General features: G+C 57.1%; 18 protein-coding genes. 15 read left to right on the forward strand and 3 right to left on the reverse strand.

Annotation, left to right across the window (positions count from 1 at the left end; translation table 11 throughout):
* Positions 1 to 58 precede the first annotated feature (58 nt).
* From EL361_RS15190 to cobT, 3 genes are all read right to left on the reverse strand, one after another.
* Positions 59 to 727 carry a TIGR04282 family arsenosugar biosynthesis glycosyltransferase gene (locus EL361_RS15190; RefSeq protein ID WP_126380798.1) on the reverse strand — a complete coding sequence of 223 codons (669 nt, stop codon included), beginning with the start codon at positions 725 to 727 and terminating at the stop codon, positions 59 to 61.
* On the reverse strand, positions 724 to 1,422 hold the full coding sequence (locus tag EL361_RS15195; RefSeq protein ID WP_126380799.1) for a TIGR04283 family arsenosugar biosynthesis glycosyltransferase: 699 nt from the start codon (positions 1,420 to 1,422) through the stop codon (positions 724 to 726). The genes EL361_RS15190 and EL361_RS15195 overlap by 4 nt, the downstream gene beginning before the upstream one ends.
* A gap of 170 nt (positions 1,423 to 1,592) precedes the next feature.
* Positions 1,593 to 2,663 carry a nicotinate-nucleotide--dimethylbenzimidazole phosphoribosyltransferase gene (gene cobT, locus EL361_RS15200; protein WP_420810707.1) on the reverse strand — a complete coding sequence of 357 codons (1,071 nt, stop codon included), beginning with the start codon at positions 2,661 to 2,663 and terminating at the stop codon, positions 1,593 to 1,595.
* Positions 2,664 to 2,856: 193 nt separating this feature from the next.
* Between cobT and EL361_RS15205 the strand changes: the two genes are divergently transcribed.
* The 15 genes from EL361_RS15205 to EL361_RS15275 all read left to right on the forward strand — a co-directional run bounded on the left by EL361_RS15205 (position 2,857) and on the right by EL361_RS15275 (position 15,401).
* On the forward strand, positions 2,857 to 3,300 hold the full coding sequence (locus EL361_RS15205; RefSeq protein ID WP_172961785.1) for an Hsp20/alpha crystallin family protein: 444 nt from the start codon (positions 2,857 to 2,859) through the stop codon (positions 3,298 to 3,300).
* Positions 3,301 to 3,354: 54 nt separating this feature from the next.
* Complete coding sequence (locus EL361_RS15210; protein ID WP_126380802.1) at positions 3,355 to 4,203, forward strand: zinc metalloprotease HtpX; 849 nt, start codon at positions 3,355 to 3,357, stop codon at positions 4,201 to 4,203.
* 2 nt (positions 4,204 to 4,205) lie between these two features.
* Positions 4,206 to 5,573, forward strand: coding sequence for a trypsin-like peptidase domain-containing protein (locus tag EL361_RS15215; RefSeq protein WP_172961786.1), 1,368 nt, complete (start codon positions 4,206 to 4,208; stop codon positions 5,571 to 5,573).
* Positions 5,574 to 5,778: 205 nt separating this feature from the next.
* On the forward strand, positions 5,779 to 5,967 hold the full coding sequence (locus EL361_RS15220) for a ferredoxin (protein WP_126380804.1): 189 nt from the start codon (positions 5,779 to 5,781) through the stop codon (positions 5,965 to 5,967).
* 231 nt (positions 5,968 to 6,198) lie between these two features.
* A complete protein-coding gene (locus tag EL361_RS15225) occupies positions 6,199 to 7,071 on the forward strand; it encodes a YkgJ family cysteine cluster protein (RefSeq protein ID WP_126380805.1) in 873 nt (290 codons plus the stop codon).
* A gap of 4 nt (positions 7,072 to 7,075) precedes the next feature.
* The gene (locus tag EL361_RS15230) at positions 7,076 to 7,459 is read left to right on the forward strand and encodes a hypothetical protein (RefSeq protein ID WP_126380806.1); all 384 of its coding nucleotides are present in this window, start codon (positions 7,076 to 7,078) and stop codon (positions 7,457 to 7,459) included.
* Positions 7,460 to 7,500: 41 nt separating this feature from the next.
* Entirely contained in the window at positions 7,501 to 8,115 is a 615-nt protein-coding gene (locus tag EL361_RS15235) for a tetratricopeptide repeat protein (protein WP_126380807.1), read from the forward strand.
* A 27-nt stretch (positions 8,116 to 8,142) separates the two neighbouring features.
* On the forward strand, positions 8,143 to 8,847 hold the full coding sequence (locus EL361_RS15240; protein WP_126380808.1) for a DVU0298 family protein: 705 nt from the start codon (positions 8,143 to 8,145) through the stop codon (positions 8,845 to 8,847).
* On the forward strand, positions 8,847 to 9,125 hold the full coding sequence (locus EL361_RS15245; protein WP_338031046.1) for a hypothetical protein: 279 nt from the start codon (positions 8,847 to 8,849) through the stop codon (positions 9,123 to 9,125). Before EL361_RS15240 ends, EL361_RS15245 begins: the two co-directional genes overlap by 1 nt.
* A gap of 293 nt (positions 9,126 to 9,418) precedes the next feature.
* Positions 9,419 to 9,766, forward strand: a complete 348-nt coding sequence (locus EL361_RS15250) for a DVU0772 family protein (RefSeq protein WP_126380809.1) — start codon at positions 9,419 to 9,421, stop codon at positions 9,764 to 9,766.
* A 565-nt stretch (positions 9,767 to 10,331) separates the two neighbouring features.
* The gene (gene dsrA / locus EL361_RS15255; protein WP_126380810.1) at positions 10,332 to 11,645 is read left to right on the forward strand and encodes a dissimilatory-type sulfite reductase subunit alpha; all 1,314 of its coding nucleotides are present in this window, start codon (positions 10,332 to 10,334) and stop codon (positions 11,643 to 11,645) included.
* 12 nt (positions 11,646 to 11,657) lie between these two features.
* Positions 11,658 to 12,803 (forward strand): dissimilatory-type sulfite reductase subunit beta, encoded by a 1,146-nt coding sequence (gene dsrB, locus EL361_RS15260; RefSeq protein WP_126380811.1) that lies wholly within the window; start codon positions 11,658 to 11,660, stop codon positions 12,801 to 12,803.
* A gap of 63 nt (positions 12,804 to 12,866) precedes the next feature.
* Positions 12,867 to 13,109 (forward strand): dissimilatory sulfite reductase D family protein, encoded by a 243-nt coding sequence (locus EL361_RS15265; RefSeq protein ID WP_126380812.1) that lies wholly within the window; start codon positions 12,867 to 12,869, stop codon positions 13,107 to 13,109.
* A gap of 165 nt (positions 13,110 to 13,274) precedes the next feature.
* The gene (locus tag EL361_RS15270; RefSeq protein WP_126381526.1) at positions 13,275 to 14,654 is read left to right on the forward strand and encodes a cobyrinic acid a,c-diamide synthase CobB; all 1,380 of its coding nucleotides are present in this window, start codon (positions 13,275 to 13,277) and stop codon (positions 14,652 to 14,654) included.
* Positions 14,655 to 14,657: 3 nt separating this feature from the next.
* Complete coding sequence (locus EL361_RS15275) at positions 14,658 to 15,401, forward strand: metallophosphoesterase family protein (protein ID WP_126380813.1); 744 nt, start codon at positions 14,658 to 14,660, stop codon at positions 15,399 to 15,401.
* The last annotated feature ends 170 nt before the right edge of the window (positions 15,402 to 15,571 follow it).

Below are 15,571 nucleotides of genomic sequence, written 5' to 3' on the forward strand. Positions count from 1 at the left end.
CAGCGGCGGCAAGCGGCTCATGAGGCCTCATGAGGCGGAGCAGGCGCGTTTGGCGATGTCAGCCGTTGTCGAGGAGTCGGTTCGCGAGGGTGAGTGTCCTGTGTGGTCCGCCTGCGGTGTGGCGGCGAGTGAGCTCCAGAACATCATCTGCGGTATCTAGGTCGGCCAATTCCGGCAGCAGGTGCACGGATTGTCCCACGCCCTCGAGGGCGGCCACTGTTGCGGCCAGGACCTGCGGAGTGCTCCACGGAATGGACTCAAAGGCCTCAGGGCGGAAGCTGCGGCGCGAAAATCCGATCAGGGTGTAGCCCCCATCATCACTGGGGGCGAGCGTGGCTCCAACCGTATTCAGAGCGGCAAAAGCCTCGTGCAGGAGTTTGGGGCTGATTTCGGGCAGGTCGCTGCCCACCAGCACCAGTTGCTCGGCTCCCTTGGAAAAAGCGGATTCAAAGGCGTGACGCATGCGTTGCCCCAGGTCGTCGCCTTCCTGCAATTGAAAGGAATGTTCACGTCCAAGCCAGTCCCGGTAGGCATCCAGCGGGGCGATGGGGCTGTGGCACAAGGTGATGGGGATATCGGTATCGGCTACGGCCTCCAACTGGTCGTGGACCATGGCGTCGTAGAGTTGCACGGCGACATCATCGCCCCATTGGGCGGCGATACGAGTTTTGACCAGTCCGGGCAGGGGAAGCTTGACGAGTATGAGCAGGCGTTTTCGGGGCATCATTGTTTTCCAAAGCGATAGAAGTGAGCCAGGCGCTCGGGGGAAACCCCGAAATGATACAGCGTGCGGATTGCGAGATTGCGGGCCGTGCAGCGGATGGTTCCCTCCTGCTGCCAACGGCGGTGCGAGGTGGTGACGGCTTCGGAGAGCAGGGCGATGTGATCCCCCCGCCTGTGAATGCGCTCCATGAGCTCAATATCTTCCATCAACGGAATTTCTGCATATCCCCCGCGTCGTAGAAAATAGCTGCGCCGGAAAAACTGGGCCTGATCGCCATAGGGTACACGCGTCAGCCAGGTGCGTGCGTTGGCTGCGGCTGCGATGAATTTGAGCCCGGTTCCGGCCTTTTGGGAAAAACCCAGAGAGAAGGCCCCGGCCACGGCCTTGTGGGCCAGGGATTCATCCACCAGATGCAGGGCGCGTTCGGGCAGGCGGGTGTCTGCGTGCAGGAACAGCAGGATGTCCCCTCTGGTGCGCATGGCACCATAATTCATCTGTCTGGCCCGCCCTGCAGGGGAGGACAGGGGGATCGCATCTGCCGTGAGTGCCGCGAGGGTGTCGGCCTCGGGGGCCCCGTCCACCACCAGAACTTCCAGTGGTCCCGGTGTCGGCAGGTCACGCACTTGCTGGACCAGGGCGTTGATGCCCTGGGCCTCGTGCAGCACGGGAATGATTATGGAAATAAGAGGATGATCCATGGGCCGGACTGTAGCGCGCTGAGGCCAGGATGTGAAGGCCGTGGCCGCTGAAAGAACAGGCCTGGAGATTTTGCTCCGACCCCTTTGTCCGATTTGTGGGGAATGAAAACGGGCTGGTGGGAAGTTTGGGGAGGAGTTCCACAAGCGGACTCCTCCCCAAGAAAAAGCTGTTAGTTGCTGCCTGCGTCGACACCGGCCTGGGAGAAGGTCGCCATGTCGTTGTAGATGTTGGCAGCGCAACGCAGCAGGTACAGGGCAATGGCCGCTCCGGTACCTTCGCCCAGGCGCAGTCCCAGGTCCAGCATGGGCCGGGCCTGCATGGCCTGTACGGCCTTGACGTGGCCGGGTTCGGCCGAGGCGTGGCTGAAGAAGGCGTAGTCGCTTACCGTGGGGCAGAGTTTCCAGGCGGCGGCAAAGGCAGCGGTGGAGATGAAGCCGTCCACGACCACGGCCAACCGGTTCTTGGCGGCGCCGATGATCAGGCCTGCCAGGGTGGCAATTTCATATCCACCCAGGGCAGTCAGGATGCGCAGGGGGTCCTGGCTGTCGATGGCCTCGGCGTTGACTTCCAGGGCCTTCCTGATGATCTCGCGTTTGGCGCTCACACCCTCGGCGGGTAGGCCTGTGCCGGGCCCGGTCATCTCGGCTGGGGATATATCGAAATAGGCGCAATACAGAGCCGTGGACGGGGTGGTGTTGGCAATGCCCATCTCACCGGTGCCCAGAGCGCGCAGACCCTCGGCAGCGGCCTTGTCGGCCAGTTCGATGCCGTTCAACAGTGCTTGCAGGCACTGCTCTTCCGTCATGGCCGGACCTTCTGCAATGTTCTCGGTGCCTTCGGCCACCTTCATCTGGATCAGCCCGGGGTGCTCGTCATAGGGGCCACCGGCGCTGCCTGCGTCCACGACCTTGACGTCGATGTTGCCGGTCTTGGCCAGGACGTTGATGCCCGCGCCTCCGGTCAGGAAATTGGCCACCATCTGGCGGGTGACTTCCTGCGGAAACAGGCTGACCCCGGTCTTGGCCACGCCATGGTCTCCGGCAATGGTATAGATGCGGGCCGGATCAATGCCGGGAGCGCCACCCTCGGCAATCAGGGTCAGCCTGGCAGCGTAGTCTTCCAGCAGTCCGAGGCTGCCTTTGGGCTTGGTCAGGTCGTCCAGGTGGGCGCGGGCGGCAGGTTCCAGCGTGGCGTCGAGGGGGGTGATGGCATTGATGGCCTGATCCAGGCGGTTGCGCAGTTTGGTGCTCATGGTGTTCTTCCTGTGGAGTCGATTTGAGTCGCGGTGTTATTCTTGAAGGTGAAGTCGCTCTTTACTCGTCCCGAGGCGGTCTTGGCAAGACCGCCAGTCATTGACAGCGGCCCGGGAATGAATATTTTGAGCTCTATCAGCGGCAGTGATGAAGGCAATATCAAATCGGAGGCGGCCCGACATGGCCAAGTACGACGACAACCCATGGATACGGCTTGAAGAACTTGCTCAGGGCACGGGCAGGATTGCTGAGGGCCTGTCGGGCGGAGTGGATTCCCATGGCAGGATGCAACTTCGGCAGCCCGTAGCCAATGTGCTGGAGACTGCCGATGGTTTTGTCATCGAGGTGGAGTTGCCCGGGGTTCGCCAGGAAGATGTGACCGTGGAGCTGACCGGCAACAAGCTGGCTGTCATCGGCGAGGTGCATCTGGAAAAGGATGTTGATGGTGGCGTCTTCCATATCATGGAGCGAAGCAATGGCCCGTTCGGCAGGCGTTTTGTGCTGCCTCAGGGTCTGGATGGCGACCATGTGAACGCCGTGTTCGCCCATGGCCTGCTGACCCTTACCGTGCCCAAGAAGATCAAGGATATGAAGAAAACAATCAGGATCGAGATTTCCGAATAGGCGTGATCTTTAGCGCCGCTTTTTTGAACACACACTCCAAGGAGTTATTCGACGATGACGAGCCAGTTGAAAACAGCCCTGTTGCTGAGTCTGCTGACAGGGTTGCTCATACTTATCGGCGGCGCCATGGGTGGCCGCGGGGGGCTGGTGATCGCCTTTATTCTGGCCATGGTCATGAATGTGGGCAGTTACTGGTATTCCGACAAGGTTGTGCTCTCCATGTACAAGGCCCGGTTGCTGGGCCCTGGAGACGCACCCGGGCTGCACGCCATGGTTCAGGAATTGTCCGCCAATGCAGGCATCCCCATGCCACGCATTGCGCTGATTCCCCAGCAGGCCCCCAATGCCTTTGCCACCGGACGCAACCCGGAGAATGCGGTGGTTGCCGTAACCGAGGGCATCATGCGCCTATTGACCCCCGAAGAACTCAAAGGGGTGCTGGCCCATGAAATCGGGCACATCGCCAACCGCGATATCCTGATTCAGAGTGTGGCCGGAGTGCTGGCCGGTGTGATCATGTACGTGGCGTCCATGATCAAGTGGGCGGCCCTGTTCGGCATGGGTGGCAATAGCGATGATGAGGGCGGCAATCCCATTGCTGCGCTTGCCTTGGCCTTTATCGCGCCCGTGGCGGCCATGCTGATCCAGATGGCCATTTCCCGCTCCCGCGAATATCTGGCCGATGCATCGGGGGCGCGTTACAGCGGCACCCCGAGCCAGTTGGCCTCGGCCTTGAACAAGATTTCAAACTACGCCCAGCAGGCCCCCATGCAGGGTGGGAATGAAGCCACGGCGCACATGTTCATTATCAATCCCTTCATGGGCGGCGCAGCCAAATGGTTCAGCACCCACCCCCCGGTGGAGGAGCGTGTCCGTCGGTTGATGGAAATGGAGCGCCGCTAGTCATGATCTGGAGATTGCTGACAGCCTGTGCACTGCTTCTTGCGTTGAGCGTTCCCGTTCGGGCGGATCATATGACCGTTACCCCCGAGGGCGTGGCTGAGCTGCGTCTGACTCCGGTGGTGCGGGCTGTGCAGTCCGTGGCTCCGGCGGTGGTCAATATTACCACCGCTCGGGTGGTGGAGCGCGAGATCAATCCTTTTGGTGGTCTGTTCGACGAAAGAGTCATGCCACCGCAGTTCCGGGAATTCTTCGGCCCGCGAGGAACACGCCGATTCACTCAGCAGAGTCTGGGTTCCGGGGTGATCTTCGACGGTCACGAAGGGCTGGTGCTGACCAATTCTCATGTTATTGCCGGGGCCACGACCATTACCGCCCGTCTGTTGGACGGTCGAGAGTTCGAGGCCGAGTTGGTGGGGTCGGACACGGACTTTGATCTGGCGGTGCTGCGCCTTGTGGACGCCAAGGATCTGCCTCAGGTCATGGTGGGTGATTCCTCGGACCTGCTGATCGGTGAAACCGTCATTGCCATTGGCAATCCTTTTGGCTTTTCGCACACCGTGACCACGGGTGTGATCTCTGCCATGGGGCGTACGGTGCGGACCGAGCAGGGTGCCCACACGGATTTCATTCAGACCGATGCGGCCATCAATCCCGGCAACAGTGGTGGCCCGCTCCTGAATATTCTTGGTGAATTGATTGGAGTGAATACAGCCATTCAGGCCGGAGCCGAGGGTATTGGTTTTGCCATCCCCATTTCCAAGGCCAAGCGCGTGGTGGCCGAGATTTTGGACCAGGGTTTTGTCAGTCAGGTCTGGTTGGGCATCTCTGGGCAGAATGTGGATCAGCAAACGGCCAGTTATTTCGGGTTGGATGCCGTTGGCGGATTGCTGATCACCAGTGTGTTCGAAAACAGCCCCGCCGCTTCGGCCGGGGTGGTTGCGGGTGACGTGCTGCTTGCGCTGGAAGGCAATCCCGTGGAGGGCAAAGAGCATTATCTGCAACTGCTGCGCAATTATGTGCAGGGCCAGCGCCTTGGGTTGACGATTTATCGGGCGGGTAAGCCGGTGACTTTGACGGTTCAGCCCGCGCCTGTGCCTGCAAACAGGATGTTGAGCCTTGCCTGGCAACGTTGGGGGATCCGCTGTGGTGCTCCATCCGGCAAAGGTGTGATCGTTTCCGGGGTTCGGTCCGGGTCTCCGGCGGCAAAGCTTGGCCTGCAGGTGGGTGATGTGCTGACAAAAGTTGGCGGCATCCGAGTGACGGGCAATGCGGATTTTGGAGCTTCATTTATGCGTTATCGCATGCAGAATAGCCTTTTAATGGTGGTTTTTCGAGGCGGACGGACCTATTACGTGCGGCTCAATGTCTAGAATTCTCTGTGGCAAGGCCATGATTACTGGTTTCGCCGCTTGACACCTTTTTTACCAGCGGCTATTGCGTTTTCTCTAGATGCGGTTGCAGTATCGGCGGTTTATTCGGATTTATTAATAATTCCGGTGGATTAATGGCCGCAACAGCAAATAGGACCACACTCCTGCCATGCAGGAGAGCAAAAAAAATATTGGAGGTTCCAAGATGGGTTACAAAGTGACTGTTGACACTGACAAGTGCGTTGGCGACGGTGAGTGCGTGGACGTTTGCCCCGTGGAAGTTTACGAGCTTCAGGACGGCAAAGCCGTGCCTGTGAACGAAGACGAGTGCCTGGGCTGTGAGTCTTGCGTGGAAGTGTGCGAGGCTGACGCCATCGAGATCGAGGAAGACTAGTCTCTTTCTTGAGCGATAGATTCTTGAAAGCTGAGGGAGCGGTGCTTTGGTACCGCTCCCTTTGCTGCATCTTGGGGTCAGAGCCTCGGCAAAGGGCACGTATCGGGAAAAAATTTCGCCTTGTGGGGGTGACAATCCCCACGAAGGCATTAACAAAAGCACCAGGTCAACGACCCGGGCGGATACCTTTTGTGGTCGCCCCAAGATCCCTCGGCACGGAGTGATAACAAGATGGAAATGGATTTCAGCAAATTTTTTGAAAAATACGAACGGCTGGTGGCCGATGTGGACAAGGCTTTCGAGCAGGTCCAGGCCCAGCATGGCGACTGCATCAAGTGTCATGAGGGCTGCAGCGACTGTTGCCATGCCCTGTTCGATCTTTCCCTGATTGAAGCCTTGTACCTGAATCATAAGTTCAATGCCGCGTTTAAGGGCCAGCAGCGAAGCGAGCTTCTGGATCGGGCGGATACGGCTGAACGTCAGGGCTACAAGATCAAGCGTGAAGCCTTTACCCTGTCCCGCGATGGCGCCAGGACCGAAGAAATTTTGGAAAGCATTTCCAAGGCGCGTGTTCGTTGCCCTCTGTTGGATGCCGACGAAAAGTGCGAATTGTACGATTCGCGGCCCATTACCTGTCGCTTGTATGGCATTCCCACCTCCATCGGTGGCAAGGCCCATACCTGTGGCAAGGCTGGCTTCAAGGAAGGGGTTCAGTACCCCACCGTGCAGATCGAGAAGCTTCAGGACCGGCTGGCGATGCTGTCCGTTGAATTTGCGCAGTCGCTGCGTACCAAGTTCACCCGCCTCGCCGAGGCTTATGTGCCGGTGTCCATGGCGTTGATGAACAGGTACGGTGCTGAGTATCTCGGCCTCCTGTCCGATGAGGAATGGGAGAAGATCGAGAAGGTCAAAGCCACCATGGCTGGAGCCATTCAGGTCGGGGACTCGATGCCCAAACCGGGCGCTGCCGCAGTCCAGACCTTCGAGGGGGCAGCTCAGGATCAATCCTCGGCCTGTGCCTCATGTAGCGAACAACAGGGCTCCGATGCCTGTAGCACCTGCGGTACCCTGAATTGGGAGCTTGGCGGCGGCAAGGAGAAATAAGACGATGGCCAGAAGAACAACATTGCCCTCCCTGACTCCTGAGCAGGAGGAAATGAAGCGTTACATGTACGAGAAGCTTTCTCCTCGCCGGCGTAAGTTCATCGACAAGGTCGGTTACGAGAACTGGGATCCATTCCCGGAACCCAACGACCCGATGGACATCCGCCAGGATGAAGCAACCGGGCAGACCATCCAAGACTTGGTGCGAACCTTTATCCGCTCCAAATCCATGGCAGGGAAGGTCGGCGCCCAATACAGCCGCGGAGCCCACGAGTTGGCCATGGGCATCGTCAACAAGGACGAACGCTTCCGGGGCATGTTCGAATTTATCGTTTTTTATAATGATCTCCTCCGGGCACAGGGCAAGGAGATGGACTGGGATTTCTAACGATCACTCCGGGCCCGGCCCGGTGAACCCAAGGACGGACCATGAGCTCCAAAGCACAGACTACCGACGAATACATTGTTGAATTGCAGGGCATGCTGGCCGTGAACCCCACGTGTGCCAGCCACCACTACAACCTTGGCGTGGCTTTTCTGGCCAAACGCATGTGGCAGGAGGCCGAAGAGGCCTTCCGCGATGCCGTGGAGCATTCTCCGCGTATGGCCGAGGCCCATGTGCAGCTTGGTGGCATCTGCCTGCAGCGCGGCGACATTGATGGTTGCCTGAATTACAACAAGCATGCCAAGGGTTGTCGCCCTCAGTTTGCCGTGCCGTTTGCCAACATGGGGTTCTGTTACCTTCAGAAAGGTGACGTGGACCGGGCCATCGTCAATCTGAAGAAGGCTCTGAACCGTGACCCCGATTTCATCCAGGCTCTGGCCACCTACGGCAGTGCCCTGATCATGGATGGCGAGCTTGAGGAAGCCAAGAAGCACCTGGATAAGGCTCTCAAGATTCAGCCCGCATTTGGTCCTGCCTGGAACAACTTGGCTTTGTACTGGTTGGAAAAGGGCGATAAGGATCAGGCTCGCGAATGCATCAAGAAAGCTCAGGAAACGGGCTTTGAGGTTGCCGAAGAGCTTGTGAAGGAGATCGGCTAACTCCGGGACCCCTCCAGGGAGGGAGTCATGTCACGATTTCGCAGACTGAAAGCCGGGGTCCTGGCGATTCTGGAGTTGAATGACTGGCAGGATCGGCTCGAGACCGAGCTGGCTGCAATGGATGCGCAGGAATTGGTGGGGCCTTTGTTCTCGCTGTTGCTGCATCCCAAAGGGGATATCCATTGGCGAGCTGTAACGGCTCTTGGTGCCACCGTAGCCCGTATGGCTGGTGAGAATATGGAGCGGGCGCGTATCGTCATGCGCCGGTTCCTGTGGCATATGAACGAAGAGTCGGGCAACGTGGGCTGGGGCATTCCCGAGTCCATGGGCGAGTCCATGGCACGCCACCCGCGGCTGGCTCAGGAATATTATAAAAAGCTGGCCTCTTACGTGCAATGCCCTGACTGTGTCGGCGACGATAATTATATGGATCATCCGCCGCTGCGCGAGGCCACCTACTGGGGTTTGGCGCGATTGGCCCAGGTCCATCCGAAATTGGCGGCTCATGGGGCACAGGAACTGCTGGGCGCCCTGAGTGCCGAGGACAGTGTCGAGTCTCAGGGGATTGCCTGCTGGGCACTGGGGCTGATCGGTATGCGTGAGGCTGTCGCCGGAATTTCGGCTCTGGTGGATCGTGAGGATCCTGTTGAACTGTACCGCGATGGAGCGGTGGAACATCTGACCCTTGGCGCGCTGGCTTGTGAGGCGCTGGCGGCCTTGGACAAGGAGTGATGCCGTTGAAGGACGAACGCGGCCTTTATTATTATCCGAGCATGCAGACTCGGGATGTACGGATGTATGTGCGTGAGGGCGAGACCGGAGCCGTGGAGTTTCGGATGTGGAATGCCCAGCACCAAGAGGTCTGGGATAAGCACGAGTGGATTCCGTTCGATGTGGTCAAGACCGCAGCCCGAATGTACAAGAATGAGACTCGGAATCCGTTGGCCCTGTACGATGAGGATGTGGCCAAGCGTCTTATCGAGGATGAGCGCTGCGGGCGTATTCAGTAGTTATTTTTGAGAGACTGGCCCCCACAGGAAACTGTGGGGGCTTTTTTTGTTGTATTTTTGGGGTGTTGCCTTCTTCAAAAAAGAATGCTGAAAAGGTGTTGACTTGGTATTGATAATTGTTACTATTAAATCGTCATCAACAAGTAACGCGAACCCTCCTCACAGCGAAGCTCGGTTTGATGAAGCATTCACACCACACACCGGCGGCGGGCAGCCGTCGCCGGCATATTTTCCGGGCCAGGCCCGGGGCGGGGTAATCCGCCAAGAATTGAAAAGGTGCAATGGAGGTCGAAATGGGACAGCTCAAGCAATTCAAGAACCTCGAAATCGATTGGGATATGACTCCTGAAGACGCCGTTGGTCTGTATCTCGAATGGGGCAACAACGGCTATGGCGGCAGCTACGAGAATAGGGTCAAGAGCAAGAACGACTATTCGAATTATTTTGTCGTCTACACCTGGGATGAGCATCCGAAGGTCTGCCTGGTCAGGCGCAATTCGGATGGGGCCGAGGATTTGGCCTGTCTGATGGTGCCCGACAAGCTGCTTGGTGCGGTCCGTAAGGACATGGGGCAACTCAAGGGTGTGTTCCCGGTCAATGAAGAGATTCGCAGTTGGCTTGAACAGGAGCTCTACCACTAGTTGAAGATAGTTTTTGATGAAGTTAGGTGTTGAGTTGGCATTGGGGTCAGACAGATGGCAGCAGGATAAAAACCTGCTGCCGTTTTTTTTTGTTCTGGCGGACTCTGAGAACGGTTTTCAGAGGGAGAAATTGCTTGCACTGGGCCACCACGGGTGTATTTATATGTGTACACTTCTGGTCGTGGGAGACGAGCCGGAAGAACGGTGAGTGCAGGGGGTAGAGGCCAAAGAGATGATTTGGCGGCCCACTAGGCTTCTCTCCGGGGATTCAAGGGGGCGATATCCAGTCTGTCGATCAAATCACTTAGCGCATTATCGCCTGTTGTTTAGTCAATGTGCGCGGGCATTTTGGGTTGACAAAGATTGGGTTTCTTCCTAGCGTCCGATAGGCTTTTTTGTTGTGAATTTGTTCACGACGTGCCTTGGCGACTCCGCCAATGTCATTGGCGCGTGTTAAAGAGGCCGGGACAACGCTACGACCAGACGCTCCCGTCAAGGAGAGAGTCCGGGGGTGGCTGATTTTTGATGAGGCAGAAACATCTATTCAGACAATGGAGGTAGTAGAATGGCAAAACATCCAACTCCGTTGTTGGACCAATTAGAGTCTGGGCCCTGGCCTAGCTTTGTGTCCGACATCAAACAGGAAGCCGATCACAGGCATGCTAATCCCGATGGCGTCGAGTATCAGATCCCCGTGGACGTCTGTGACGACCTCCTCGGTATTCTCGAGATGTCCTACGTGGATGGCGAGACTCACTGGAAGCACGGCGGCATCGTCGGTGTCTTTGGCTACGGCGGCGGCGTTATCGGTCGTTACTGTGACCAGCCCGAGATGTTCCCCGGCGTGGCTCACTTCCACACCGTTCGTGTGGCGCAGCCTTCCGGTAAATACTACACCGCTGAGTACCTCCGCGCACTGATGGATCTCTGGGACTTCCGTGGTTCCGGTCTGACCAACATGCACGGCGCTACCGGTGACTTGGTGTGGTTGGGTACCACGACTCCTCAGCTCGAGGAAATCTTCCATACCCTGACCCATGACCTGAACACCGACCTCGGTGGTTCCGGTTCCAACCTGCGTACCCCCGCTGACTGCCTCGGCCAGTCTCGTTGTGAGTACGCATGTTACGATGTGGCTGCCCTGTGCTACCACATGACCATCGAGTACCAGGACGAACTTCACCGTCCCGCGTTCCCCTACAAGTTCAAGTTCAAGTTTGACGGTTGTCCGAACGGCTGCGTGGCTTCCATTGCCCGCTCCGATTTCTCCGTCATCGGTACTTGGAAAGACGACATCCGTATTGACCAGGACGCTGTTGCTGCCTACGTCAACGGTGAGTTCGCTCCCAACGCCGGTGCCCACTCCAGTCGTGACTGGGGTAAGTTCGACATCGTCAAGGAAGTGGTTGACCTCTGCCCCACCGGCTGCATGTCCTACGATGGTTCCAAGCTGAACATCGACAACAAGGAATGCTACCGCTGCATGCATTGCATCAACACCATGCCTCGCGCCCTGAAGATTGGTGCTGAGACTGGTGCTTCCATCTTCGTCGGTGCCAAGGCCCCGATCCTGGATGGCGCTCAGATGGGTTCCCTGCTCGTGCCTTTCGTTCCTGTTCAGGGCGATTACGAAGAGGTTACCGAAGTCGTTGAGAACCTGTGGGATTGGTGGATGGAAGAAGGTAAAAACCGTGAGCGTATCGGTGAAACGATCCGTCGCATGGGCTTCCAGAAGATGCTGGAAGTTACCAATATCAAGGCCGATGCCCGTCACGTCCAAGAGCCCCGTACTAACCCCTACATCTTCTGGAAAGAAGAGGATGTTGAGGGTGGCTGGCAGCGCGACGTCAACGAGTTCCGTAAGAGACACCAGAGATAGGGGGTCCAAAAAATGGCATTCATTTCCACTGGGTATGATCCCAAAAAACCGATGGAAAACCGTATCACGGACATCGGTCCTCGTAAGTATGACCAGTTCCTGCCGCCTGTCCTCAAAGACAACTACGGCAAATGGGACTACCATGAAATCATCGAGCCTGGCGTGCTGATGCACAAGGGCCTGTCCGGCGATGAAGTGTACACCGTTCGCTGCGGTGGCGCTCGTCTGATGTCCGTGACCATGGTCCGTGAGATCTGCGACATTGCTGATGAGTTCTGTGGCGGCTACGTTCGCTTCACCACTCGTAACAACGTCGAGTTCATGGTTAACACCAAGGACGAGGCTCTGGCCCTGAAGGCCGAGTTGAACGGTCGCAAGTTCGAGGCTGGCTCCTACAAGTTCCCCGTTGGCGGAACCGGTGCTGGTATCACCAACATCGTGCACACCCAGGGCTGGGTGCACTGCCACACCCCCGCGACTGACGCGTCCGGTACCGTTAAGGTAGTCATGGACGAGTTCTTCGAGGACTTTGGCTCGCACAACATGCCCGCTCCGCTGCGTATCTCCATGGCTTGCTGCCTGAATATGTGTGGCGCGGTGCACTGCTCCGATATCGCCATCCTGGGTTACCACCGCAAGCCGCCCCTGATTGACCACGAGTACCTCGACAACCTGTGCGAGATTCCTCTGGCCGTTTCCGCTTGTCCTCTGGGCGCCATTCGTCCTACCAAGACCGAAGTGAACGGTAAGGAAGTCAAGTCCGTGGCCATCAAGCAGGAACGCTGCATGTTCTGCGGTAACTGCTACACCATGTGTCCTTCCCTGCCGCTTTCCGATAAGGAAGGCGACGGCCTGGTCATCATGGCTGGTGGTAAGATCTCCAACCGTATCAGCAACCCCAAGTTCTCCAAGGTTGTTGTTGCCTTCATCCCGAACGAGCCCCCGCGTTGGCCTACACTGGCCAAGGTGATCCGCCAGATCGTGGATGCCTACTCCAAGGACGCCCGCAAGTACGAGCGTCTTGGTGACTGGGCTGAGCGCATCGGTTGGGAGCGCTTCTTCGAGAAGTGTGACCTGGAGTTCACTGAGCACCTCATTGATGACTTCCGTGATCCCGCCTACTACACTTGGCGCCAGACCACGAACTTCAAGTGGTAATCAGCTAGCTAAATAATCCGGGGCGCAGGGTAACCTGCGCCCCGACTAAAAAGGGGCGTTTCTATGCCGTTGGATGCTGCTGAAGCGAAAGAAAAAATTCTGGAATTTTGTAATTCCAAGAACAAGACGAAGTTCTATTTCAACGACTTCACCAAGCTTTTCCCCGATGAAAAGGGCCGTGCCGTCAAAAAGATTTTGACCATGCTGGTGAACGAAGAGGTACTGGAATTCTGGTCCTCCGGTTCCACCACCATGTACGGCGTCAAGGGTGCTGGCAAACAGCACGCTAGCGAAGGCGAAGACTAGACCATTCTTTGCCCCTTGGGGAAGATTCCAGAGACGCTGTCTTTGGTTTTTCCTGAGTGCCCTTCATTGGGTTGATGAAAGGTTCTTAGCCGATTCTTGCGGGCCACCTCTTGGGGACCCGTCAGAATCGGCTTTGTTGTAGGAGCAGCCTAAATCGTGAGCAACATTTCCATCCCTCGTCTTGTGGTGACGGGTCTGTCTGGCGGCGCTGGCAAGACAATCAATTCCTTGGGCCTGGCCCGTGCCTGGAGCGAAGCCGGGAAGACCGTTTCGCCTTTCAAAAAGGGACCTGACTACATTGACGCGGTCTGGCTCGGCCTTGCTGCCCGTCGTCCATCATCGAATCTTGATCCCTATTTCATGCAGCCAGAGACCATTCGTTCGTTGTTTGCGCATCGCGCGCATTTGGCGGATGTCGCCGTGATCGAAGGGAATCGGGGGTTGTATGATGGTATGGATGTAGACGGGAGTTGTTCCACGGCAGAGTTGGCGCGCATTCTTGATGCCCCGGTTCTCTTGTCCATGGACTGCACCAAGATGACCCGCACTGCCGCTGCCGTGCTCTCCGGAATAGCCGGATTCGAGGACGGAGTGAACCTGGGCGGCGTGATTCTGAACCGTACCGCCAGCGAAAGGCACCGCTCCATTTTAACCAGCTCCATTGAGCAATACACGGATGTGCCCGTACTTGGGGCACTCCCGAAAATTTCGCCGGACCCTATCCCGGAACGGCACATGGGCCTCATCTCCAATCGAGAATACGATGGGCAGGAAGAAATTCTGTCCAATCTGGCTCGTCTCATGCGTGACAATTGCGATCTTGAGCGCATCTGGGAGTTGGCCTGCTCTGCAGGGCCGCTGACCGGTGTTGCACCGCTGTGGCCGGAGGCCTCCAAGCCTGCCGAAGTGACCATCGGCTATGTGCGTGATGCTGCCCTGTGGTTTTATTATGAGGAAAACCTGGAAGCCTTGTCCCGTGCTGGTGCCAAGCTGGTGGAATTGTCCCTGCTTGACGATTCGCCCTGGCCGGAGATTCATGGTCTGTACCTGGGCGGCGGTTTTCCCGAAACCCTGGCCGAGGATTTGGCCTCGCGCTGCGAGATGGGGCAGCGAGTACGGTCCCTGTCCGAGGCCGGTCTACCGATTTATGCCGAGTGCGGTGGATTCATGTTTCTGACTGAAAGCGTGACCTGGGGAGACAAGACCTGGCCCATGGCAGGGGTCATCCCGGTACGAACCGATCTTTGCAAGCGTCCGCATGGCTTGGGGTATGTCCGGGCCGAAGTGCTGCAAGACAATCCCTATCACCCCAAGGGCTCGGTACTTGTGGGACACGAGTTTCACTACTCGCAGTGTCTGAGCGATGCCACTGCCGATGCCTTGCCCATGGCGTTACGCATGGAGCGAGGTACGGGAATGATCGGTGGTTTCGATGGATATATGGTGCGCAATACCTTTGCCTGCTATACTCATATTCACGCCCTGGGCACCCCCTGGTGGGCAGAAAATTTCGTGAAGACAGCTGAGGCCTGGAAGGAGGGCTAGCTGATGCGCTTTGCCGTACTTTCGGATGTACACGCCAACCTGACTGCCTTTGAGGCTGTTCTTGCCGATATGGATGAGCAGGGCGTGGACAGAGCCCTGCATCTGGGTGACATCGTGGGCTATGGCCCGGATCCAGAGGAGTGCGTGAATCTGATGCGCGCGCGAAGCATTCCTTCAGTGCTCGGCAACCATGAACAGGCCATGTTGAGCGACAAGGCCAAACGTTGGTTTAATACGAGTTCACGTAAGGCCGTGGACATTACAGACTCATTGATTTCAGAAGAAACCCGCCAGTGGCTAGCCACGCTCCCCACCTCCATCGCCTTTGACCGCTACCGGTTTGTGCACGGTTTTCCCAAGGACAATGCCTTTTTCTACCTTTATCAGGCCAATAACGAAAAGCTGGAGCAGGCGTTTTCGTCGATGGTGATGGCGATCTGTTTTGTGGGCCATACGCATATGCTTGAGCATGTGGAGTGGGATGGGCTTGAGGTTTCGCGCAAGGAGTTGCCGCTTGGGCGAACACGTCTCAATCCTCTGGCCAAACACATCCTGAACGTGGGCAGTGTGGGCCAACCTCGTGACGACTTTAATTATCACGCTAAATACGTTCTTTTTGACGCCGATGTCTGGGATATCGAGGTCCGCTCCGTGGAATATGACTATCAGAGCGTTGCCCGGCGGATTATCGCTCGGGGGATTCCGGGGACCTATGCCATGCGTCTCTCCGGTCCCGGCAATCTGTAAATTCGCTAAAAATAAGTCGTCTGCTTTGTTACCTCAAAGAATTGCATCCGACTCGTTTTGAGCGAATTATAAAAACGCTGTCCCTTGATGGCTCTCTGCTTTGCTGCTGCGAGACAATCAAATTTTCATGTATTGCTGCTCACAGCGTCGCTCTCTGTATCCGTAAAGCA

The organism is Desulfovibrio ferrophilus (assembly GCF_003966735.1).
Classification (GTDB): domain Bacteria; phylum Desulfobacterota; class Desulfovibrionia; order Desulfovibrionales; family Desulfovibrionaceae; genus Desulfovibrio_Q; species Desulfovibrio_Q ferrophilus.

Excerpts from the sequence above, each read along its gene's own strand:
- EL361_RS15190 (WP_126380798.1), bottom strand. The coding sequence starts at position 727 with ATGATGCCCCGAAAACGCCTGCTCATACTCGTCAAGCTTCCCCTGCCC.
- EL361_RS15195 (WP_126380799.1), bottom strand. The coding sequence starts at position 1,422 with ATGGATCATCCTCTTATTTCCATAATCATTCCCGTGCTGCACGAGGCC.
- EL361_RS15205 (WP_172961785.1), top strand. The coding sequence starts at position 2,857 with ATGGCCAAGTACGACGACAACCCATGGATACGGCTTGAAGAACTTGCT.
- EL361_RS15210 (WP_126380802.1), top strand. The coding sequence starts at position 3,355 with ATGACGAGCCAGTTGAAAACAGCCCTGTTGCTGAGTCTGCTGACAGGG.
- EL361_RS15215 (WP_172961786.1), top strand. The coding sequence starts at position 4,206 with ATGATCTGGAGATTGCTGACAGCCTGTGCACTGCTTCTTGCGTTGAGC.
- EL361_RS15220 (WP_126380804.1), top strand. The coding sequence starts at position 5,779 with ATGGGTTACAAAGTGACTGTTGACACTGACAAGTGCGTTGGCGACGGT.
- EL361_RS15225 (WP_126380805.1), top strand. The coding sequence starts at position 6,199 with ATGGAAATGGATTTCAGCAAATTTTTTGAAAAATACGAACGGCTGGTG.
- EL361_RS15230 (WP_126380806.1), top strand. The coding sequence starts at position 7,076 with ATGGCCAGAAGAACAACATTGCCCTCCCTGACTCCTGAGCAGGAGGAA.
- EL361_RS15235 (WP_126380807.1), top strand. The coding sequence starts at position 7,501 with ATGAGCTCCAAAGCACAGACTACCGACGAATACATTGTTGAATTGCAG.
- EL361_RS15240 (WP_126380808.1), top strand. The coding sequence starts at position 8,143 with ATGTCACGATTTCGCAGACTGAAAGCCGGGGTCCTGGCGATTCTGGAG.
- EL361_RS15245 (WP_338031046.1), top strand. The coding sequence starts at position 8,847 with ATGCCGTTGAAGGACGAACGCGGCCTTTATTATTATCCGAGCATGCAG.
- EL361_RS15250 (WP_126380809.1), top strand. The coding sequence starts at position 9,419 with ATGGGACAGCTCAAGCAATTCAAGAACCTCGAAATCGATTGGGATATG.
- dsrA (WP_126380810.1), top strand. The coding sequence starts at position 10,332 with ATGGCAAAACATCCAACTCCGTTGTTGGACCAATTAGAGTCTGGGCCC.
- dsrB (WP_126380811.1), top strand. The coding sequence starts at position 11,658 with ATGGCATTCATTTCCACTGGGTATGATCCCAAAAAACCGATGGAAAAC.
- EL361_RS15265 (WP_126380812.1), top strand. The coding sequence starts at position 12,867 with ATGCCGTTGGATGCTGCTGAAGCGAAAGAAAAAATTCTGGAATTTTGT.
- EL361_RS15275 (WP_126380813.1), top strand. The coding sequence starts at position 14,658 with ATGCGCTTTGCCGTACTTTCGGATGTACACGCCAACCTGACTGCCTTT.